Origin of the sequence: Streptomyces sp. NPDC093225 (assembly GCF_044753805.1) — a bacterium.
Lineage (GTDB): Bacteria > Actinomycetota > Actinomycetes > Streptomycetales > Streptomycetaceae > Streptomyces.
In genome coordinates, this window is sequence record NZ_JBIVNX010000033.1 from 65,430 (window position 1) to 85,930 (window position 20,501).

21 protein-coding genes are annotated in these 20,501 nt (G+C 73.4%); 13 read left to right on the plus strand and 8 right to left on the minus strand.

What is annotated here, in order from left to right; all coding sequences use genetic code 11:
- Window positions 1-110: 110 nt before the first annotated feature.
- A complete protein-coding gene (locus ACIQCH_RS26520; protein ID WP_030203967.1) occupies window positions 111-911 on the minus strand; it encodes an enoyl-CoA hydratase/isomerase family protein in 801 nt (266 codons plus the stop codon).
- Window positions 912-1,255: 344 nt separating this feature from the next.
- Between ACIQCH_RS26520 and ACIQCH_RS26525 the strand changes: the two genes are divergently transcribed.
- Window positions 1,256-1,423 carry a DUF3117 domain-containing protein gene (locus ACIQCH_RS26525; RefSeq protein WP_006346801.1) on the plus strand — a complete coding sequence of 56 codons (168 nt, stop codon included), beginning with the start codon at window positions 1,256-1,258 and terminating at the stop codon, window positions 1,421-1,423.
- A 217-nt stretch (window positions 1,424-1,640) separates the two neighbouring features.
- Here ACIQCH_RS26525 and ACIQCH_RS26530 read toward each other — a convergent pair whose 3' ends face one another.
- Complete coding sequence (locus tag ACIQCH_RS26530; RefSeq protein ID WP_030203970.1) at window positions 1,641-2,303, minus strand: O-methyltransferase; 663 nt, start codon at window positions 2,301-2,303, stop codon at window positions 1,641-1,643.
- Between the two features lie 145 nt (window positions 2,304-2,448).
- On the opposite strand from ACIQCH_RS26530, the gene sigE reads away from it, so the two are divergent.
- The 5 genes from sigE (at window position 2,449) to ACIQCH_RS26555 (ending at window position 7,582) form a co-directional block, all read left to right on the plus strand.
- On the plus strand, window positions 2,449-3,207 hold the full coding sequence (gene sigE, locus ACIQCH_RS26535) for an RNA polymerase sigma factor SigE (RefSeq protein ID WP_402584814.1): 759 nt from the start codon (window positions 2,449-2,451) through the stop codon (window positions 3,205-3,207).
- Complete coding sequence (locus ACIQCH_RS26540; protein ID WP_402584816.1) at window positions 3,204-3,836, plus strand: anti-sigma factor family protein; 633 nt, start codon at window positions 3,204-3,206, stop codon at window positions 3,834-3,836. The genes sigE and ACIQCH_RS26540 overlap by 4 nt, the downstream gene beginning before the upstream one ends.
- Window positions 3,837-4,461: 625 nt before the next feature.
- Window positions 4,462-6,075 carry a S1C family serine protease gene (locus ACIQCH_RS26545; protein WP_402584818.1) on the plus strand — a complete coding sequence of 538 codons (1,614 nt, stop codon included), beginning with the start codon at window positions 4,462-4,464 and terminating at the stop codon, window positions 6,073-6,075.
- A 152-nt stretch (window positions 6,076-6,227) separates the two neighbouring features.
- The gene (locus ACIQCH_RS26550; RefSeq protein ID WP_402584820.1) at window positions 6,228-6,659 is read left to right on the plus strand and encodes a sec-independent translocase; all 432 of its coding nucleotides are present in this window, start codon (window positions 6,228-6,230) and stop codon (window positions 6,657-6,659) included.
- Window positions 6,660-6,826: 167 nt separating this feature from the next.
- Window positions 6,827-7,582 (plus strand): hypothetical protein, encoded by a 756-nt coding sequence (locus tag ACIQCH_RS26555; RefSeq protein WP_402584822.1) that lies wholly within the window; start codon window positions 6,827-6,829, stop codon window positions 7,580-7,582.
- A 96-nt stretch (window positions 7,583-7,678) separates the two neighbouring features.
- Here ACIQCH_RS26555 and ACIQCH_RS26560 read toward each other — a convergent pair whose 3' ends face one another.
- The 3 genes from ACIQCH_RS26560 to ACIQCH_RS26570 form a co-directional block, all read right to left on the minus strand.
- A complete protein-coding gene (locus ACIQCH_RS26560) occupies window positions 7,679-8,839 on the minus strand; it encodes an Mrp/NBP35 family ATP-binding protein (RefSeq protein ID WP_402584824.1) in 1,161 nt (386 codons plus the stop codon).
- Between the two features lie 42 nt (window positions 8,840-8,881).
- Window positions 8,882-9,373: a DUF1003 domain-containing protein gene (locus ACIQCH_RS26565; RefSeq protein ID WP_402584849.1), complete on the minus strand. Its 492-nt coding sequence runs from the start codon at window positions 9,371-9,373 to the stop codon at window positions 8,882-8,884.
- Window positions 9,374-9,446: 73 nt separating this feature from the next.
- The gene (locus tag ACIQCH_RS26570; protein WP_402584826.1) at window positions 9,447-10,745 is read right to left on the minus strand and encodes a magnesium transporter MgtE N-terminal domain-containing protein; all 1,299 of its coding nucleotides are present in this window, start codon (window positions 10,743-10,745) and stop codon (window positions 9,447-9,449) included.
- A 257-nt stretch (window positions 10,746-11,002) separates the two neighbouring features.
- On the opposite strand from ACIQCH_RS26570, the gene ACIQCH_RS26575 reads away from it, so the two are divergent.
- Together ACIQCH_RS26575 and ACIQCH_RS26580 are read left to right on the plus strand one after the other, a co-directional pair.
- The gene (locus ACIQCH_RS26575; RefSeq protein ID WP_402584828.1) at window positions 11,003-11,800 is read left to right on the plus strand and encodes a hypothetical protein; all 798 of its coding nucleotides are present in this window, start codon (window positions 11,003-11,005) and stop codon (window positions 11,798-11,800) included.
- 385 nt (window positions 11,801-12,185) lie between these two features.
- Window positions 12,186-12,698: a hypothetical protein gene (locus ACIQCH_RS26580; RefSeq protein WP_402584830.1), complete on the plus strand. Its 513-nt coding sequence runs from the start codon at window positions 12,186-12,188 to the stop codon at window positions 12,696-12,698.
- On the opposite strand, the gene ACIQCH_RS26585 is transcribed toward ACIQCH_RS26580, so the two are convergent.
- Window positions 12,631-13,305 (minus strand): BTAD domain-containing putative transcriptional regulator, encoded by a 675-nt coding sequence (locus tag ACIQCH_RS26585; protein ID WP_402584832.1) that lies wholly within the window; start codon window positions 13,303-13,305, stop codon window positions 12,631-12,633. The genes ACIQCH_RS26580 and ACIQCH_RS26585 overlap by 68 nt on opposite strands.
- Window positions 13,306-13,446: 141 nt before the next feature.
- Window positions 13,447-14,574 (minus strand): magnesium and cobalt transport protein CorA, encoded by a 1,128-nt coding sequence (locus ACIQCH_RS26590; RefSeq protein WP_402584834.1) that lies wholly within the window; start codon window positions 14,572-14,574, stop codon window positions 13,447-13,449.
- 577 nt (window positions 14,575-15,151) lie between these two features.
- On the opposite strand from ACIQCH_RS26590, the gene ACIQCH_RS26595 reads away from it, so the two are divergent.
- The 4 genes from ACIQCH_RS26595 (at window position 15,152) to ACIQCH_RS26610 (ending at window position 18,593) form a co-directional block, all read left to right on the plus strand.
- Window positions 15,152-15,736 carry a suppressor of fused domain protein gene (locus ACIQCH_RS26595; protein WP_402584835.1) on the plus strand — a complete coding sequence of 195 codons (585 nt, stop codon included), beginning with the start codon at window positions 15,152-15,154 and terminating at the stop codon, window positions 15,734-15,736.
- A 228-nt stretch (window positions 15,737-15,964) separates the two neighbouring features.
- Complete coding sequence (locus ACIQCH_RS26600) at window positions 15,965-16,603, plus strand: DUF6758 family protein (protein WP_402584837.1); 639 nt, start codon at window positions 15,965-15,967, stop codon at window positions 16,601-16,603.
- 221 nt (window positions 16,604-16,824) lie between these two features.
- Window positions 16,825-17,691 (plus strand): PHP domain-containing protein, encoded by an 867-nt coding sequence (locus tag ACIQCH_RS26605; protein ID WP_402584839.1) that lies wholly within the window; start codon window positions 16,825-16,827, stop codon window positions 17,689-17,691.
- Window positions 17,692-17,987: 296 nt separating this feature from the next.
- The gene (locus ACIQCH_RS26610) at window positions 17,988-18,593 is read left to right on the plus strand and encodes a MarC family protein (RefSeq protein ID WP_402584841.1); all 606 of its coding nucleotides are present in this window, start codon (window positions 17,988-17,990) and stop codon (window positions 18,591-18,593) included.
- Between the two features lie 168 nt (window positions 18,594-18,761).
- On the opposite strand, the gene ACIQCH_RS26615 is transcribed toward ACIQCH_RS26610, so the two are convergent.
- Complete coding sequence (locus ACIQCH_RS26615) at window positions 18,762-18,914, minus strand: hypothetical protein (protein WP_402584843.1); 153 nt, start codon at window positions 18,912-18,914, stop codon at window positions 18,762-18,764.
- A gap of 275 nt (window positions 18,915-19,189) precedes the next feature.
- On the opposite strand from ACIQCH_RS26615, the gene ACIQCH_RS26620 reads away from it, so the two are divergent.
- Window positions 19,190-20,149 (plus strand): NYN domain-containing protein, encoded by a 960-nt coding sequence (locus ACIQCH_RS26620; protein WP_402584851.1) that lies wholly within the window; start codon window positions 19,190-19,192, stop codon window positions 20,147-20,149.
- The last annotated feature ends 352 nt before the right edge of the window (window positions 20,150-20,501 follow it).

The following is a 20,501-nucleotide window of genomic DNA, read 5'->3' on the forward strand; positions in this document are numbered from 1 at the left end:
GCCGGCGTTCGGGGCGCGGGGTCCGGGGCGGAGCCCCGGGGAACGGGGGAAGGGCGGGTCGGGGACGGGCCCCGCAGGGCACCGTCCCGCACCCGCCCCCCCCACACGGCTCAGCGCCCGACGTACTTCGGCTTCTCCTTCGCCAGGAACGCCGCGACCGCGATCGCGTGGTCCTCGGAGGCGCCGGACCGGGTCTGGAGCTCGTCCTCCTTCTCCAGCGCCTCCGCCAGCGAGCGGCCCGCCCCGTACGCCAGGGCCTCCTTGATGCCGGCGTACGCCACCGTCGGGCCGTCGGCCAGCCTGCGGGCCACCTCGGCAGCGGTGTCGGCGAGCTCGGCGGCCGGCACGAGCCGGTTCACGATGCCGAGCGCCTCGGCCTCCTGCGCGGAGATCGACCGCGGGAAGAGCAGCAGGTCGGCGGCCCGGCTCGTACCGATCAGCCGCGGCAGCGTCCACGAGAGGCCCGAGTCGGCGGACAGGCCGACCCCGGCGAAGGCGGTGGTGAAGCCGGCGGTGTCGGCGACCACCCGGTAGTCGGCGGCCAGCGCCAGGCCGAAGCCGGCGCCGGCGGCGACCCCGTTCACTCCGGCGACGACCGGCTTCGGCATCTCCGTGATCGCCCGGACGATCGGGTTGTAGTGCTCGGTCACCGTGCTCAGCGCGTTGCCCTCGCCGGACTCGCGGGCGGCCTGCAGGTTCCCGACGTGCTCCTTCAGGTCCTGGCCCACGCAGAAGGCCCGCCCGGTGGCGGTCAGCAGGACGGCACGCACGGCGGGGTCGGCCCCGGCCTCGCGCAGCACGTCCCGCAGGGCGACCTTCAGCTCCGTGTTCAGCGAGTTCATCGCGTCCGGGCGGTTCAGCGTGATCGTCGCGAGCCCGTCGGTCACGTCGTACAGCACGGTGTCGGCCATGTCAGGTGGTGTCCCCTCCGTCGCGGACCCGGCCGGCTCTCTGTACCGGCCGGTACAGGGTCAGCATGGCGGAGATCGCCGGGACCGGGCATGTGATGTGCGTCAAAGACTGCGTCCGCGCGTGGCGCCGCAGCCGTCGGACGGGGCGGCGAAGTATCGCAGCTGGATCCCCGAAATGAGTGGTTTTGGTCGAGCGCGTTGCACAGTCGTTCCCAGCCGATGTTGGTCATCGGGTCCTGACATGCGGGATAATGGCTTGGAAGCAATGTGTTCGATGCCGGGTACTAGGCGCCTGAATGGGGCCGTCGGCTGACGATGAGCTGGTTTCAGGAAGGGGAACGAGCATGGCGGCCATGAAGCCGCGGACGGGCGACGGCCCGCTCGAGGTCACCAAGGAGGGGCGGGGCATCGTCATGCGCGTACCGCTCGAAGGCGGCGGTCGGCTTGTCGTCGAGCTGACCCCGGACGAGGCCGAGGCCCTCGGTGACGCCCTGAAGCAGGTCGTCGGCTGACGCTCCGGCCACTCTGGATCTCTGCACTGCCCCGGCCGCCCCGTGCGGCCGGGGCAGTGTTGTGTCCGCCCTCCGGGGGCCGCCGGGACCGGCGGCCGCACCGATCGGCGGCGTACCGGATCGGCGACCGCGCCGGACCGGTGGCCGCCTGTCTCAGGGGCTGCCCGGGTCGGCGACCGCCCGTATCAGGGGCTGCCCGGACCGCCGGTCCCCCGGATCAGCGGCGGACCGCGCAGAGCAGCCCGTCGCCCACCGGCAGCAGTGCGGTCTGCAGGGCCGGACTCTCCCGCACCGTGCGCAGCAGCTCCCGGACCCGCAGGACCTCCACGGGCTGCAGGCCCGAGTCGACGGTCCGCCCGTCCGCGAAGATCCCCTCGAAGCAGACCAGCCCGCCGGGCCGCAGCAGGCGCAACGATTCAGCGAGGTAGTCCAGGGACTCGGTGGGGTCCCCGTCGCAGAACACGAGGTCGTATCCGCCGTCCGCGAGCCGCGGCAGCACGTCGAGGGCCCGGCCGGGGATGAAGCGGGCGCGGTTGCCCGCGAAGCCGGCCGCCCGGAACGCCTGCCGGGCGAAGGCCTGCCGGTCGGGCTCGGGGTCCACGGTGGTCAGGACGCCGTCGGGGCGCATGCCGTGCAGCAGGTGGATACCGGAGACTCCGGTTCCGGTGCCGATCTCCGCGACCGCCTTGGCGTCCGCGGTGGCGGCGAGCAGGCGCAGCGCGGCGCCGGTGCCGGGGGAGACCGGGCGCAGGCCCGCCTCCCTCGCCCGGTCGCGGGCCCACCGCAGCGCGTCGTCCTCGGGGACAAACGCGTCGGCGAACGCCCAGCTCGTCTGCCGGTTGCCGGTAATGGCCCTCTCCTGTCCCCTTAGTTGGCGCAACGGTGACTGTATCCGCTGGGCGCGGGAACCCGCAGATGGGACCGGGCGTTGTGGGGGTGTGAGGGACCCGCGGCGGACCGAGGCCGCGCTCTTTATGCAAAGTTAACGCAAAAACGCTTATCCGGAGCTGACGGACGGGGTGGCTATGGTAGGGGCTCCACTGGACACCACCAGAGCCGACAGGGGAGGTGCGGCTGCGCCTGTGGATCGTGGCGGCGTCATCAGACGTCTCTTCAGGTCAGCAGGTGAGCCGAAATCCGTGACCGACATCGCTGACCGTTTCCACTCCGCTCCCACCGCAACCACCGCGACCTTTGCCGCAGATGCGGGTTCGCAGGCGTGGACCCCTCCTTCATGGGAGGAGATCGTCAGCACGCACAGTGCCCGGGTCTACCGGCTCGCCTACCGACTCACGGGCAACCAGCACGACGCCGAGGACCTGACCCAGGAGGTCTTCGTCCGGGTCTTCCGGTCGCTCTCCACCTACACCCCGGGCACGTTCGAGGGCTGGCTGCACCGGATCACCACGAACCTGTTCCTGGACATGGTCCGCCGCAAGCAGCGGATCCGTTTCGACGCGCTCGCCGACGACGCCGCCGAGCGGCTCCCGAGCCGCGAGCCGTCCCCGCAGCAGGTGCTGCACGACACGCACTTCGACGCCGACGTCCAGCAGGCCCTGGACACGCTGGCGCCCGAGTTCCGCGCGGCCGTGGTGCTGTGCGACATCGAGGGGCTGTCGTACGAGGAGATCGCCGCGACCCTGGGCGTGAAGCTCGGCACCGTGCGCAGCCGTATCCACCGCGGGCGCTCGCACCTGCGCAAGGCGCTCAAGCACCGCTCGCCGGAGGTCCGGGCCGAGCAGCGGGCGCTGGCGACGGTGGGAGGAGAGGGCGGAGCCGAGTGAGCGGAGTCAGTCCGTCTCCTGCGGAGCACCATCTGGGCGACCGGCTCGCCGCCTTGGTGGACGGGGAGTTGAACCATGACACGCGCGAGCGGGTGCTCGCGCACCTCGCGACGTGCGCGCGCTGCAAGGCGGAAGCCGATGCGCAGCGCCGCCTGAAGAGCCTCTTCGTCGAGGCGGCCCCGCCGCCGCCGTCGGAGGGGTTGCTGGCGCGCCTGCAGATGCTGCCGGGCGGGGGCGACGGCGGCTACCTGGACCCGGTCCGGTCCGCTTTCCCGGTACGGGAGATCGGCCCCGACACCGAGCCCGATCCGACGCGCTTCGCCTTCCCGGTGCACGAGGTCGGCGTGGCGCAGCGGGGCGGGGGAGCGCGCGGGCGTCGCTTCGCCTTCGCCGCCGCGGGAGCAGTGTCGCTGGCCGCCATCGCCCTCGGCGGCGCGGGTCCGGTCGACTCCCTCGGTGACCCGGCCGCCCCGCGGGGCGAGGGCGTGAACCCGGTCCGGCCGGGCCTCCTGTCGGTCTCCGACCGTCAGGTCCTCGACGGCCGCGACCCCCGCCGCACCCCGGCCGCCCCCAGCGCCCACCCCGCCAACCTTCCGGCGATCCCTACTCCGGCTACGTTCCGGCGCTGAGGGGTTCGCTCCTGGGGCTGGTGCGGGGGCTCCCGTCGCGAGCTTCTGCTGCTGGCGTTTTCGATGCTGCCCCGGTGGTGGGTCGCCGCCCTTGGCCTTGGCGGCCGCACTCTGGTGGCGGCCGGTGTCGGGGCAGCTCGCTTCGTGGGCCGCACCGTGGTGTGTGGGTCCCCTCGGTGCTTGACGCGGCATGGCCTGCAGGCCCTGCGGCAGGCCCACCCCGGAGGCTTTGGGCCTTCGGCCACCTCCGGCCCGGGCCTGCCTCCGGACCAGCCTGCCATGCCGCGTCAAGCACCTCCCCCACACACCACGGCGCGGCACCGTGTCGCGGTCGCGGGGGCACTCAGCCTGCGCGGGGTTGAGCGCAGCTGGTGTGGGGCGTCGGGGTCGGGGGCTTGGTGGCTGGGGTATTCAGCCTGCGCGGCGTTTGAGCGCACCCGGCGCGGAGCGCCCGGGTCCGGGGCTCCGCCCCGAGGGCGGCGGCCGTGGTCGCAAGCCACGGTTTCGGGAAGGGGCGGGGTGGGGGACTATCCCCCGAAGGGGGACCTGGCGCCGCCGACCTGGTTGAATCCTCGGCAGGCGTGCCCGCCCCGCGGTGCGCCCAGCCTCGTCGGGGGAGTAGCGCATGAACGACGGCCGGCCCACGGAGTCGGCGGACACCACGCAGCAGCTGCAGCCGCAGCCGCAGTGGTGGAGCCGTCCCGACGAGTCCACGGCGCCGTCGCCCCGCGAGACCCCCTTGCCGTCCCCGCGGCAGTCCGACCGCACCCCGGTGATGCCGTACACCGCCACGGCTCCCGAGCCGGAGACCACGGTCGTGGACGTCGTGGACGCCGACGCCGCCACGGCCTCGGGGGTGGGGGCCGCCCCGGCCCCCGACGCCCCCGCGGCTCCCGAGCCGCTCCCCGGCGAGGCCCCCGCGCCCCCGGCTCCGCGCGACCCCTTCGCGCCGCCCGCCACCGACGAGGTGCTCGCACCGCAGGCGCAGCCCGCGCACGGCGACCCGTACGGAACGCAGGCCGCCCCCGCCGACCCGTACGCCACCGCGCCCGGGCAGCGGTACGACCCGTGGGCGGCGCCGCTGCAGGTCGCCGACGGCGGCACCGGGAAGCCGGCCCGGGCCGGCCGCCGCGCGGGCGGTCTGGTCGTCGGCGCCGTCCTGCTCGCACTCGTGGCCGGCGGCATCGGCGGCGGGATCGGCGTCTGGGCCGAGCGCAGTGCGTCCGGCGGCATCACCCTCGCGCAGGCCGGCCCGGAGCGGCCCGCCCCCGCGCCCGACAGCGTGGCCGGGATCGCCGCCGGCGCGCTTCCGGGCGTGGTCACCCTGCACGTCCAGGGCGGCGGCGAACAGGGCACCGGCACCGGCTTCGTCCTCGACGGCCGCGGCCACATCCTCACCAACAACCACGTCGTCGAGGCCGCCGCGGCCGGCGGCCGGATAACGGTCACGTTCAGCGGCGGCGAGACCGCCGCCGCCACGATCGTCGGCCGCGACACCGGTTACGACCTCGCCGTCGTCAAGGTCACCGGCGTGAACGGGCTGCGCCCGCTGCCGCTGGGCAACTCCGACGGCGTCCGGGTCGGCGACCCCGTCGTCGCCATCGGTGCCCCCTTCGACCTCTCCAACACCGTCACCGCGGGCATCATCAGCGCCAAGGAGCGCCCCATCACCGCGGGTGGCGACAAGGGCGACGGCAGCGACGTCTCGTACGTCGACGCCCTCCAGACCGACGCCCCGATCAACCCCGGCAACTCCGGTGGTCCGCTCCTCGACGCCCGCGGCCGCGTCATCGGCATCAACAGCGCCATCCGTGCCGCCAACGAGAGCGACAAGGACGACGACGGCACCCCGCACCAGTCCGGCAGCATCGGCCTCGGCTTCGCCATCCCGGTCAACCAGGGCAAGCGCGTCGCCGAGGAGCTGATCGCGCACGGCCGCGCCACCCACCCCGTGATCGGCGTCACCCTCGACATGCAGTACACCGGTGACGGCGCCCGGGTCGGCGCCAAGGACGCGGCCGGCAAGTCGCCGGTCGTGCCCGGCGGGCCCAGCGCCAAGGCCGGCATCCGTCCGGGCGACGTGATCACCCGGGTGGACGGCACGCGCGTGCACAGCGGCGAGGAACTCATCATCAAGGTCCGGGCCCACCGGCCGGGCGACCCGCTGACGCTCACCCTGCTGCGCGGCGGCCGCCAGCGTGAGGTGCGCCTCGTCCTGGGGTCGGCCGACGGATCGTGAGCGGGGGCCCGGGCGGGTGCGCGCCGTTCGGGTCATCCGCGGGGCGGAACGGATCATGACGAGCGGGTGAATACCCGCACGCAGTACCGGCTCCTTAGAGCGGGCGGGTACCGTTGTGCGGGCCCGCAGTGAGATAACCGAGGAGCGGCAAGGTGTTCAACGACATAGGCGCACTCGAGCTCGTGACGCTCGTGGTCCTCGCCGTGCTCATCTTCGGCCCCGACAAGCTGCCCAAGGTCATCCAGGACGTCTCGCGCTTCATCCGCAAGATCCGCGAGTTCTCCGACAGCGCCAAGCAGGACATCCGCGCCGAACTCGGGCCCGACTTCAAGGACTTCGAGTTCGAGGACCTGAACCCGAAGACCTTCATCCGCAAGCAGCTCACCGAGAACGAGGACCTCGCGGAGATCCGCAGCAGCCTCGACCTCCGCAAGGAGCTGAACGAGGTCGCGGACACCGTCAAGGACGGCGGCTCCACCGCGGCGGTCGACGCCCCGCAGTCGGGCGCCCCGCAGGTCGCCGGGCCGGACCTCACGAAGAAGCCCGCCGTCGAGCCGGCCCGCTTCGACGTCGACGCGACCTGACGCCCCCCGCCGACTCCGTCCGACCCGACGCTCGACATCGACGCCGCCCCGAGCCCGTCCTGCCCGGCGTGCCGGACTCGGATGGCTATCCTCCATCCTGTCCGGATCGCAGGACGCCCGAGGGGGGCGGGCCGCTGCCGGACACCACGGAACGAGAGGCGGCCTTGATGGAGACCACGAGTCGGGTAGCGGTTCAACAGAACCAGCCGGTGCCGGCTGCCCAGCCGGCCCCGCAGCCCCCGCCGGCCCACGAGGCCGAACCGGGCGCGGACGACCAGCCGGCCACACGGCAGGCGCAACAGACGCAGCAGACGCAGGGGGTGCCCGCCGCGCGCCGCACGGCCGAGGGCTACCTGCGGGCCGACTTCCCCTGGTACGGACTCGACGAGGCCTTCACCGGCCCCCGCTGGCTCATGCAGGTCGGTACGGGCGCGGACGGCACGGTCGAGCACGGCTCGGTCGGCCACGGCGAGGAGCCGGCGGTGCGCAGCGAGGCCACCGCCGCCGAACGCGAGCGTTTCGCCGTCGTCATCACCGTCGCCAGCAACCCCAACCGGCGCAGCGGCGACGGCACCGGCGTGCTGGAGGCCACCTCCGTCTCCTCCGCCGCCTGGCTGGCCGGGTCGGGCCTGCTGGCCTTCACCTGGCCCGGGAGCATGGACCACACCAGGCGCAGCGACTGGCTGGACCAGCAGACCGAGACCGCGTGGGAGCTGGCCGACGACCTCCGGGGGCCGGACTGGTCGACGCTGTCGCTGCCGGTGGACGGGGTGCCGACGCCGTTCCACTACCGCGAGTCCGAGTTCGGGTGGGTGCTGGCCGGGTCGACGGCCTCGGGCGTGCACCTGGGCGCCTACGGGCGCGGGATGAGCGCGTACGGACTGGCGTTCTCGCAGGTCAAGGACCTCGGCGCGTACACCTAGCAGGGCAGGGGGGATACGACGACGGGCGCCGCTCCGGTGGAGCGACGCCCGTGTCACGCGGCGCGGGGCGGAACGACCGCCGGCCCCGCGCGTGCGTCAGAACTTGTTGCGCGGGGTGATCCCCAGCGACATGCCCGACAGACCGCGGGCGCGGCCGCCGAGCTTGCCGGCGATGGCGCGCAGCGCGGCACCCGCCGGGGAGTCCGGGTCGGCGAGGACGACCGGCTGGCCGTTGTCGCCGCCCTCGCGCAGGCGCACGTCGATCGGGATCTGGCCCAGCACCGGCACCGTGGCGCCCGTGGTCCTGGTCAGGCCGTCCGCGACCAGCTGGCCGCCACCCGTGCCGAAGACGTCGACCATCTCGTCGCAGTGCGGGCACGGCAGCCCGGACATGTTCTCCACGACTCCGACGATCTTCTGGTGGGTCTGGACGGCGATCGAGCCGGCCCGCTCCGCGACCTCGGCCGCGGCCTGCTGCGGGGTGGTGACGACGAGGATCTCCGCGTTCGGCACCAGCTGCGCGACCGAGATCGCGATGTCGCCGGTGCCCGGCGGCAGGTCGAGGAGCAGCACGTCCAGATCGCCCCAGAAGACGTCCGCGAGGAACTGCTGGAGCGCGCGGTGCAGCATCGGGCCGCGCCACACCACCGGGGCGTTGCCGGGGGTGAACATGCCGATGGAGATGACCTTCACGCCGTTCGCGGACGGCGGCATGATCATGTTCTCGACCTGGGTGGGCTTGCCGTCCACGCCGAGCATGCGCGGCACGCTGTGGCCGTAGATGTCCGCGTCGACCACGCCGACCTTCAGGCCGTCCGCGGCCATCGCCGCGGCCAGGTTGACCGTCACGGAGGACTTGCCGACGCCGCCCTTGCCGGAGGCGACCGCGTAGACGCGGGTCAGCGAGCCGGGCTTGGCGAAGGGCACCTCCCGCTCGGCCTGGCCACCGCGCAGCGCCGCCGCGAGCTCCTTGCGCTGGGCGTCGCTCATCACGTCGAGGTCGACGGAGACGCCGGTGACGCCCGGTACCCGCTCGACGGCCTCGCGCACGTTGCTGGTGATCGTCTCGCGCATGGGGCAGCCCGACACCGTCAGGTAGACCGTGACCGCGACCGAACCGCCGTCGCCGATCTCCACCGATTTGACCATGCCGAGCTCGGTGATCGGCTTGTGGATCTCGGGGTCGTTGACCGTCGCCAGCGCTTCGAGGACCGCGTCCTGCGTGGGCACGGCAGCGGAGGGGGTATCGGTAGCCATGCCCCGATGGTACGGCCCAGTAGCAGAGCCGTGGAAAGGCCGCTAGCGGTCGCCTTCGTCACTCTCGGACGGGAATAGGCGCCGCTCGTCCATTTCCTTGATGAGGTCCTGGAACTCCGAGCGGATCCAGTCGCGGGTGGCGACCTCGCCCAGCCCCATGCGCAGCGCCGCGATCTCCCGGGTCAGGTATTCGGTGTCGGCGATGGACCGCTCGTTCTGCTTGCGGTCCTGCTCCTGGGTGACCCGGTCGCGGGCCTCCTGCCGGTTCTGCGCGAGCAGGATCAGGGGGGCGGCGTACGAGGCCTGCAGCGACAGCGCCAGGGTCAGGAAGATGAAGGGGTACTGGTCGAAACGCAGGCTGACCGGCGCGAAGATGTTCCACACCACCCAGAGGATGATGACGACGGTCATCCAGGCGATGAACCGGCCCGTGCCCAGGAAGCGCGCGATCCGCTCCGAGAACCGGCCGAAGGCCTCCGGATCGTACTCGGGCAGCAGGGCCCGCCGACGCACCCGCGGCAGGTCCAGGCGCACGCGCGAGCGGGTGGAGCCCGCCGCCGTCTTCTCGGCCCGCTCCTGGCGGTCGGCCGCGGTCTCCCGGCCCCGGTCAGTGGCCACGTGCGTGCTCCTCCGCCCCGCCCGACTGGCCTACGTCGCTGTCGTGGAAGTCGGTTTCGCGCCAGTCGTCCGGCAGCAGGTGGTCGAGCACGTCGTCGACCGTGACTGCACCGAGCAGCGAGCCGCTCTCGTCCACGACCGGAACCGCCACCATGTTGTACGCGGCCAGGTAGCTGGTCACGGCCGGCAACGAGGCGTCCGGGCGCAGCGGCGGCAGGTCGTTGTCCACGATCGAGCTGACGAGCGTGAACGGGGGGTCGCGCAGCAGCCGCTGGAAGTGCACCGTGCCCAGGTACTTGCCCGTCGGGGTCTCGTCCGGCGGCCGGCACACGTACACCTGGGCGGCCAGCGCCGGGGACAGGTCCTGCTGGCGGACCCGGGCCAGGGCGTCGGCGACCGTGGCGTCCGGGCGCAGCACGATCGGCTCGGTGGTCATCAGACCGCCCGCGGTGCGCTCCTCGTACGACAGCAGCCGGCGCACGTCCGCCGCGTCGTCGGGCTGCATCAGGGTCAGGAACCGCTCCTGGTCGTCGGCGGGCAGCTCCGAGAGCAGGTCGGCCGCGTCGTCGGGGTCCATGGCCTCCAGGACGTCGGCGGCCCGCTCCTCCTTCAGCTTGCCGATGATCTCGATCTGGTCGTCCTCGGGCAGCTCCTCCAGGACGTCCGCGAGCCGGTCGTCGTCGAGGGCGTTGGCGATCTCCGCCCGCCGCTTGGGCGGCAGGTGGTGCAGGACGTTCGCCAGGTCGGCCGGGCGCATCTGCTCGAACGTCGCCAGCAGGCTCTCGGCGCCCTGCCCGTGCTCCTCCAGCGAGAACCCGGTGACCGCGGACCACTCCACCGTCAGGGTCTCGCCGCGCCGGCGCAGCGCTCCGCCCTTGCCCTTGCGCACGAAGACCCGGTTGATCTCCCAGTCACGGCGGGCCGGCAGCTGCTGGATCGCGACGTCCAGGACCGTGCACTCCTCGCCGGTGCCCACCAGGGTCACCCGGCGGTCCAGCAGCTCGCCCAGCACCATCCGCTCGGTGGGGCGCTGCTCGAAGCGCCGCATGTTCACGACGCCGGTGGTGATGACCTGGCCGGACTCCACGCCCGTCACCCGGGTCATGGGCAGGAAGATGCGGCGCCGGCTGACCACCTCGACCACCAGGCCCAGCAGCCGCGGCGGGCGGCCGCCCACCCGCAGCATCGCCACGAGGTCGCGCACGCGGCCGACCTGGTCGCCGTTGGGGTCGAAGACGGGCACACCCGCAAGATGCGAGACGAAGATCCTGGGGGCGCCTGCTGCCATCCGTGCGCCTCCTCCTGAACCGTTGCCGCGGTGCCTGTCGGACCCCGGCCGCGGGATCCGGTGCCGTTGATGGGGTGTCGTGCCCCGTCCGGTGCCCCGTCCGGAGACCGTACGGGCTTGCTGTCGGCCTTCAGGCTAGCCGCAGCGGCCGGGAGACGCCCTGGTGGGGGCCTCCGGAGGGGATGGTGCCGTACAGCCGCAGCACGAGCCCCGGTACGCTGCCTGCTGCACTTCGACAGACGAGAGGCAGCCCGCCCGTGACCCCGTTCTCCCCGGCCGTCCGGCTCCGCCGCGCAGCCCTGCTCGGCGCCCTGTGCGCCGGGCTGGCCGTCGCCGGTACCACGGGCTGCGGAGCCGACCCCGACGAGGGCACCAACGGGGTCGGCAAGCTCTCCGCCGACAAGATCGAGAGCAAGGCGCGTGCGGCGGCCACCGGGGCGGACTCGGTGCGGCTGTCCGGCACGGTGGTCGTCTCGGGCAAGACCTTCACGCTCGACATGCGGCTCAAGGCGGACGGGGCCAGTGGCGAGGTGAAGTCGAAGGACTCCACCTTCCAGCTGCTGCGGCTGGGCGAGACGCTCTACCTGAAGGCCGACGCGGCGTTCTGGGACCACCACCGCAAGGAGGAGGCGGAGGGAGCGGCGGGGGCGCAGGAGTCCCCCGAGGCGCCCGAGCCCTCGGGCGACGCCGCCACCGCCGCCGACAAGCTGGGCGACAAGTTCGTGAAGGTGCCGGCGGCCGACGCCTCGTACAAGCAGCTGCGCGGCTTCACCGACATGCGGGTGCTGCTCGACGGCCTGCTGGGGCTGCACGGGAAGCTGGAGAAGGGCGCGTACACCCGGGTCGGCAACACCCGCGCCATCCAGGTCACCGGCGACAAGGGCGAGGGCGGCCGGCTCGCGGTCTCGCTGCTCGGTACCCCGTACCCGCTGCGGATGGAGCGGGCCGGCGGGGCCGGCGTGGTGGAGCTCGCCGACTGGGGCCAGCCGTTCGCGCTGGAGCCGCCGGCCAAGGGGGACACGGTGGACTACGGGAGTTCGTTGCCAGCGGGGTGAGTGGGGCGGGTGGTTCTGCGGGGGGTCGGTTTCGTGGATGGGCCGCGTCATGGGGGAGCGTTCAGGGGCCGTCCGGGGGCCGCGCCGTGGTGTGCGGGTCCCCTCGCCGCTTGACTGCCCGTGGCCTGCAGGCCCTGCGGCAGGCCCACCCCTGGGGCAAGGGGGCTCCGCCCCTGGCCTTCGGCCACCCCCACACACCACAGCGCGGCGCTCTCTCGCGGACGGGGCCCGTGGTGCGGCGTGCGCCAGGCGACGGCACTCCCCCGAGACGGAGACTCGCGGCACACCACAGGGCGGCACTCTCGTGTGGACGGTGACCCGTTGAGCGTCCGGCTGGTCGGACCGGCTGCGGGCCGGGGGCCGCGCACCCCCTACGCTGACCCTCATGACGCTGACGTTGCTCGATCAGGCCCTCGTCGAGGAGGCCACCAAGAAGTCCGGCCTCATCTGGGTGCAGGGCACCGGCCCGGCCCGCGGCCTGTGGCACGCGTGGGTGGACGGCGCCGCGTGCGTGCTGGGCGACGGTCCCGGCGAGCAGCCGTTCCCCGGCCTGGCCGACGGTGCCACCGCCGAGGTCACCGTACGGAGCAAGGACAAGGGCGGTCGGATCGTCGCCTGGACCGCCCGGGTGGCCGAGGTCGCTCCGGGCAGCGAGGCCTGGGAGGCCGCGGTCGCCGAACTCAAGGGCAAGCGGCTCAACGCGCCCGACTCCGAGACGATGACCGAGCGCTGGGCGCGCGAGTGCCGGGTGCTGCGCCTGGAGCCGCTCGGCGTCCATGCCGACATGCCCGGCTCGTCGCTCGCCGCCACTCCGCTGGGGTCCCCGGCGGTCACGCGCCGGCCGATTCCGGCGGCCCTGCCCAAGCTGCTGCTGAAGCGGAAGAAGAAGCGCCGCTGAGCGTCGCGCGCAGGTCCCGTTGTGCGGCCAGCCGCTCCTCGGTGAGCCGCTGCGCGTAGTACGGGGGCAGCCCGGACCGGCCCAGGTCGCCCAGCGGCCGCCCCCGCCACAGGGCCAGGGCCGAGCGCAGCGCCTGGCCGGCCGCCGCCCGCCGGCCCCGGGCCAGCAGCTCGCGGCCGCGGGCCGCCCGGTCCCGGAAGACGTGCAGGTCGAGCTCGCCCGGGCCGACGGCGAGCAGGTAGCCGGCGGCCGAGGTGCGCAGCACCGGGTGGCGGCGGGCGTCGCCGCCGGCGAGGCGGTGGCCCGGGTCCAGCACCAGCCGCAGCCCGGACACGTACATCTGGAGGGCGGACGGGGCCGAGCGCGGGGGCCGGCCGCCCCACAGCTCGTCGATGAGGAACTCCGCCGCCACCGGCTGGTTGGCGTGCAGCAGGAGCAGGGCGAACAGGGCCCGCAGCTTGCGGGGGGTGGGGGTGCACGGGACGCCGTGGCGGCGCAGCTCCAGCGGCCCGAGCACCAGGTACTTCGGCCCGCAGAGCGGGTCCGCGGCCGCCGTGGCCCCTCCCCGTACCGGTACCCCGTCCGGCCCGGCCGCCTCGCCCGACACCCGTCCGCACCCCCGCATCCGGCGTCGCGGGGACGCCAAGCCCAGGGTCGGCGCTCTCCGACGACCTGTCAGGGGGGCGAATCAGCCAAGCCGCTGCACGGCCCGCCGCGCCACCGCCGGCTCACCGCCGGCGCGCCCGACTCAGAGCCAGCCGTTGCGGTGCAGCGCCCGGTGGATGGTGAAGCAGATGCCGACGATCGCGCCCATCACCATCGGGTAGCCGTACTTCCAGTGCAGTTCGGGCATGTGGTCGAAGTTCATGCCGTACACCCCGCAGATCATGGTGGGGACGGCGATGATGCCGGCCCACGCGGTGATCTTGCGCATGTCCTCGTTCTGGGCGACGGTCGCCTGCGCGAGGTTGGCCTGGAGGATCGAGTTCAGCAGCTCGTCGAAGCCGACGACCTGCTCGTGGACCCGCTCCAGGTGGTCGGAGACGTCCCGGAAGTACTTCTGGATGTCGGGGTCCACCAGCCGCATCGGCCGCTCGCTGAGCAGCTGCATCGGCCGCAGCAGCGGGGTGACGGCCCGCTTGAACTCGAGCACCTCGCGCTTGAGCTGGTAGATCCGGCCCGCGTCCACACCGCGCGGGCTGCCCTTGGCGGGGGCGGCGAAGACCTCGGTCTCCACCACGTCGATGTCGTCCTGCACCGCGGCCGCCACCGAGAGGTACCCGTCGACGACGTGGTCCGCGATGGAGTGCAGCACGGCCGAGGGGCCCTTGCCGAGCAGCTCCGGGTCGTCCTGGAGGCGGTGCCGCAGCTCCTTGAGCGAGCCCTGGCCGCCGTGCCGGACGGTGATGACGAAGTCGGGGCCGGTGAAGCACATGACCTCGCCGGTCTCCACGACCTCGCTGGTCGCGGTGAGTTCGGCGTGCTCGACGTAGTGGATCGTCTTGAAGACGGTGAAGAGGGTGTCGTCGTACCGCTCCAGCTTGGGCCGCTGGTGGGCGTGCACCGCGTCCTCGACCGCCAGGGGGTGCAGCCCGAACTCCGCGGCGATCCCGGCGAACTCCTCCTCGGTCGGCTCGTGCAGCCCGATCCACGCGAATCCGCCGCCGTCGCGCACCTGCCGCATCGCCTCGCGCGGGGTCAGGCACACGCCGCGCTGCACCCGGCGGCCGTCGCGGTAGACGGCGCAGTCGACGACCGCGCTGCTGGCCGACGGGTCGCGGGTGGCGTCGTAGTTGCTGTAGGCGGGGCTGGTCTTGCGGAAGGCGGGGCGCAGTGCGGGGCGCACCACGGCGCGCAGGTCACGGATCATCGACATGGCAGGCTCCTTCGCGCGGCCTGCGGGGCCGCTGACGGGGAGTCCCTCCGCCGCGCGTGCGGGCGGCGAGCGGGAGGGCGGGCGGTCGGGGCGGTGTTCCGTCGCTCTTCCGTCGCGCGCGGCCCTCCGCACGGGACCACCGGGCCCCACCTGGGGCGGGCCGGGGATCCGCGACCGGAGCGCGCGGGAGTGCCGTGGGGGTGCCGGGTGAAAAGCCTGGTTCGCGCCGGTTCGTCCCTGAACCGGGCGTGCGCGGGCGGATCCGGGTCCGAGGGGGGCCGGGGGCTCCTGCGGCTCGGAGCGCCGGGGCGCTCGCGGGCTGAGGGGCGGTCAGGCCGGGTCAGAACCGGTCATCAGCCGGAGGGCAGACCACTGCGGAAGAGCTGTTGGTACTGCACGATCGACTTCGGTCCATCGCAGTCCCACCTCCTCCGGCCGGGCCCTCGTAAGGGGTGTCCTGTGGTCGGGGCGTGACGACCGCCTTGGGCGGTTGCCCGAACCAGCTGTCAACAGTATCAGCCGACAGTCCCTCAGACGCGCGCCTTTACCCTCCCAATAGGCGTTCTATGCTCGCCGCATGGCAGAAGTTCTCGCTCTCGTGGAAGCGCGGCTGCGCACGGCCCTCGGCGAACCCGACGCCCGAGCCGCGATCACGTTCCTCGGCACCGACCGGATCGAAGTCCTCCGCTTCACTGCGGGGGACGTCGTCCGGTACGCGACCCTGGGCATGTCCGAACGGCCCATGACCGATCCCAACGACATGGTGGCCGACCCGCTGCGCGGGCCCCGCGCCGAACTCGTGCTCTCCGTACGGGCCGGGCTCGCCGACACCGACAAGGTGCTCCGGCCGCTCGCGGTACTGGCCGCGTCCCCGCAGGTGGAGGGTCTGGTCGTGGCCTCCGGCGCCTCGCTGGACACGGGCGAACCGCTGTGGCCCGGGGCGCCGTTCACCTCCGTGCTCGTCGCCGAGTCCGGCGGATTGGTCGAGGACCTGGAACTCGACGAGCCGCTCGAGCCGGTGCGGTTCCTGCCGCTGCTGCCGATGACCCGGAACGAGGCCGCGTGGAAGCGGGTGCACGGCGCCGCCGCGCTCCAGGAGCGCTGGCTCACCCACGGTACGGACCTGCGCGACCCGCGTCGCACGTCGGTTCCGCTCGACTGACGCACCGCCCCCTCGCGGGAGGCCCGGTCCGGGTGCGTACGCGTCCGGCCGGGCGGTCGGGGCCTGCGTATTCCGACCGGGCCCGCGTCGGTACGTGCACTGGACGGCTCGACCGGGTGGACTAGGACAGTGGGATGTGACTGACCCCGGCCACGGGGGGTACGCATCGGATCCGGACGGGTGATCGTCCCTTGACGCGGCGGCGGCCGGGGAGGAGCGTGGGGCCCTATGAGGGGCGAACCGAGTTGCCCGAAGTGCGGTGGCCGGGTCAGGCCGCCCGGTCTTTTCTCCGACTCCTGGCAGTGCGCGGTGCACGGCGCCGTCCATCCCCTGCAGCCGGTCATCCCGCCCAGTGTCGAGGGCCTCAACGTCGTCACCAAGCGTGCGCAGGTCCCGGTCTGGATGCCGTGGCCGCTGCCGCTGGGCTGGCTGTTCACCGGGGTCGCCTCCGCGGGCGACGACCGCAACGGGGGCCGCGCCACCGCCGTGGCCTGCTCGGGCCCCGGTCCCGTCGGCGGAATGGGTGAACTCCTCCTGATCGCGGAGGAGCTGGGCGTCGGCCTCGGCGCCCGGTACGCCGGCGTGGACGGCCCGGACCCCGGCCCGTACATCGACGTGTCCTCGACCCCGCACGCCAAGGTGATCGCCGCCGGCCGGCCCACCCCGCTCTGGCACGTCTCCGGCACGCCGGGGGACCGGGCGGTGTTCGCGGGCGAGGCGTTGGGGCTCTGGCTGTGGGCCGTGGTCTGGCCGGAGCAGTCGGGGCTGCTGCTGTACGACGAGCTCGTGCTCACCGACCTCCGGGAGGCCGGGGCCGAGGTGGACCTGCTGCCGATCGGGGCGCTGTCGCCGCGGATCCTCGACTGAGCGGATCCTCGACCGAGCGGGTCCTCGACCGAGGGAGGCCGGGGGCGGGCCCGGGCGCGGGTTCGGATTGGGGGCGGGCGCGGCCGGGGCCGGTCGCGGTCCTCGACCGAAGGTGTCCGGGATCTCAAGGGCGAAGGGGGCGTTCGGGGCGGTCCGGGGCGTGCGGGGTGGTTATTCTGAAGTGTCCCCCGTCCGTCCTGCCCACCGGGAGCCGTGCCGCCGTGCGCATCGACCTGCACACCCACTCCGCGGCCTCGGACGGTACGGACACCCCCGCCGAGCTGGTCCGCAACGCGGCCGCCGCCGGGCTGGACGTCGTCGCGCTGACCGACCACGACACGGTCCGCGGCCACGCCGAGGCCGTCGCCGCACTGCCCGAGGGGCTCACGCTCGTCACCGGCGCCGAGCTGTCGTGCCGCGTCGACGGCATCTCGATGCACATGCTCGCCTACCTCTTCGACCCCGAGGAGCCCGAGCTCGCCCGCGAGCGCGAACTGGTCCGCGACGACCGCGTGCCGCGCGCCCGCACCATGGTCGGAAAGCTCCAGGAGCTCGGCGTGCCGGTCACCTGGGAGCAGGTGGCCCGGATCGCCGGCGACGCCTCGGTGGGCCGTCCGCACATCGCGTCCGCCCTGGTCGAACTGGGCGTCGTGGCCACCGTCTCGGACGCCTTCACGCCCGAGTGGCTGGCCGACGGCGGCCGCGCGTACGCCGAGAAGCACGAGCTCGACCCCTTCGACGCGATCCGTCTGGTCAAGGCGGCCGGCGGCGTGACCGTCTTCGCCCACCCCCTCGCCGTCAAGCGCGGCCAGGTCGTGCCGGAGAGCGTGATCGCCGAGCTGGCGGCCGCCGGCCTGGACGGCGTCGAGGTCGACCACATGGACCACGACACGGCGGCCCGGGTCCGACTGCGCGGCATGGCCGCCGACCTCGGCCTGCTGGCCACCGGCTCCAGCGACTACCACGGCAGCCGCAAGACCTGCCGGCTCGGCGAGTACACCACCGATCCCGAGATCTACGGCGAGATCACCCGCCGTGCCACCGGCGCCTTCCCGGTGCCGGGCGCGGGCGGACGCGCCGGCGGCTGAGCCCCGTACGGCCCCCCGCCCCCTCCCGCACGCCCCGGTCGGCCCCCCGTCCGGACCGGCTGCCCGCCGTCCGCCGCGGTGGCGGTCCGCCGCGGCGCGCAGCGGGTGATGCGGCGGGACCGCCCGTACGACCGTCCGCCCCCACCCGTACCGCTCGCCCCGCCGCATTCCGCCGGCGCGGGACGTGGCTCCGCCGCGTCCCGTCGTCCTGCCGCGGCCCGTCCGGCTGCGCCCCGCGCAGCCGCCCCGTTCTCTGAACTCCTGTTTGTACGACAACTTCTCGCAAGGCCATCACTGTGTTCGACTTTGCCGTTTTCGGATCCCTCTTTCTCACCCTTTTTGTGATTATGGACCCCCCGGGGATCACCCCGATCTTCCTGGCCCTGACCTCGGGCCGGGCCACCAAGGTCCAGCGCCGGATGGCGTTCCAGGCCGTCTGCGTCGCCTTCGGCGTCATCGCCGTCTTCGGCATCTGCGGCCAGCAGATCCTCGACTACCTGCACGTCTCGGTGCCCGCGCTGATGATCGCGGGTGGTCTGCTGCTGCTCCTGATCGCCCTCGACCTGCTCACCGGCAAGACCGACGAGCCGAAGCAGACCAAGGACGTCAACGTGGCGCTGGTGCCGCTGGGCATGCCGCTGTTGGCCGGCCCGGGTGCGATCGTCTCCGTGATCCTCGCGGTGCAGCGGGCCGACGGCTTCAGCGCGCAGGTGTCGGTCTGGGCCGCGATCCTCGCCATGCACGTGGTGCTGTGGCTGACGATGCGCTACTCGCTCGTGATCATCCGGGTCATCAAGGACGGCGGCGTGGTGCTGGTGACGCGGCTCGCGGGCATGATGCTCTCCGCGATCGCCGTGCAGCAGATCATCAACGGTGTGCTTCAGGTGGTCCAGAAGGCCTGAGTCCGGGCCGCCGGTCCTGAGTCGCCGGATTCCGGGTGGCTGGATCGCGGGCGGCTGGATTGTGGCCGGACATGCCAAGCGCCCCGTACCCATGGTGGTACGGGGCGCTTCGGCGTCTGCGGCGTGAATGAGCCGGGACGGGAGTGCCCCGGAGCTCGAGTGCGCCTGTTACGAGGCCGTGGTGTCGGCCGGGCGGATCCAGATGCGCTGGCCGATCGCGGCGGCCTGCTGCACGATGCCGTTGACGGAGGCGGCGTCGACGACGGTCCGGTCCACGGGGGTGCCGTCGATGTCGTCCAGGCGCAGAATCTCGAAGCGCATGGGCTTCTCCCTTCGTCTGTCTCGCTCCTTGCACAGGGGATAACGAAGTGTAAGACGCAAACATTCCCTACGCTAAGGAAATTTTTTCCTTGGCTAAATACCGAGGTCCTGAGGAGACCGGACCTGTGTCCTCCGTCACAATGACAACCGGGCGGGGGTGTTCTGTCCAGTGGAGCCCCGTCCGTCCTGTGGAGTCCTGTCCAGGGGGTCCGATGAACGAGCCGTCGCAGGTGGCGGGCCCGGACGCGGGTGCGGGTCTGGATCCGGGTGCGGGCATGGGCGCCGGTGTGGGCGCCGGTGCTGGTGCGGGCGTGGGGCCCGGTGAGGGACCGGAGCCGCCCGGTCTCGCCGAGCTGGCGGGACGGGTGGAGCGCACGAACGAATTGCTCGAGCGCATGCTGGCCGAGGTGGCGAAGACCCCGTCGACCCATGCGATCTTCGTCGACGCCGGCTACGTCTACGCGTCCGTCGGCCGCCTGGTCGCCGGCACCGAGGACCGCCGGTCCTTCGACCTCGACGCCGAGGGCCTGATCGAGGCCCTCATCGACAAGGCCCGCACGATCTTCGCCGACAGCAGGCTGCTGCGTGTGTACTGGTACGACGGTGCCCGGCGCCGCATCCACACCGTCGAGCAGCAGTCGATCGCGGAACTGCCCGACGTGAAGGTCAGGCTCGGCAACCTCAACGCCAGCAACCAGCAGAAGGGCGTCGACTCCCTCATCCGCACCGACCTGGAGTCCCTGGCCCGGCACCGCGCCATCAGCGACGCGGCCCTCGTCGGCGGCGACGAGGACCTCGTCTCGGCGGTCGAGGCGGCCCAGGGGTACGGCGCGCGCGTCCACCTCTGGGGGATCGAGGCCCGCGACGGCCGCAACCAGGCCGAGGCGCTGCTGTGGGAGGTGGACAGCCAGCGGGTCTTCGACCTCGAGTTCTGCAAGCCGTACGTCACCCGGCGGGCGCCCTTGGGTGGTGAGCCGGACGGCGAGGGGCTGCCCCGGCCCGGCCGCGAGGACGTGCGGTTCGTAGGGGCGCGCATAGCCGCCGGCTGGCTCGCGACGAAGGGGCCGGCGGCGCTCGCGGAACTCCTGCCCGGTCACCCGTACCTGCCGGGGGCTGTGGACCAGGAGCTCCTGGTGGAGGCCGAGGCGCTGCTCCACTACTCGCTGCGCGGCCAGGCCGACCTGCGTCGTGAACTGCGGGACGGCTTCTGGACTTGGTTGCGGGCGCAGTTCTGAGGAGGGATGGGGCGGGCGCGGTTCTGGAGGGAGAGGGGGAGGGGGCGGGCTCGGTTCTGGGGATTCGGCCGGTTCGCCGCGGCCGGTTCGCCGCGGGCGGTTCGCCGCGGCCGGTTCGCCGCGGTCGGCTTGCGGCGGCGGGCTTGCCTCGGGGGCGTGGTGGGGCGGGGCTTCGGGGTGGGTGCCCGGTGTGGGGGCCTGCTCGCTTCGGGGGTGGGTCCCGTGGTGTGTGGGTCCCCTCGGCGCTTGACGGGGGCGGCCTGCAGGCCCTGCGGCAGGCCCACCCCGGAGGCTTTGGGGCTTCGCCCTGGCCTTCGGCCACCTCCGGCCCGGGCCTGCCTCCGGACCAGCC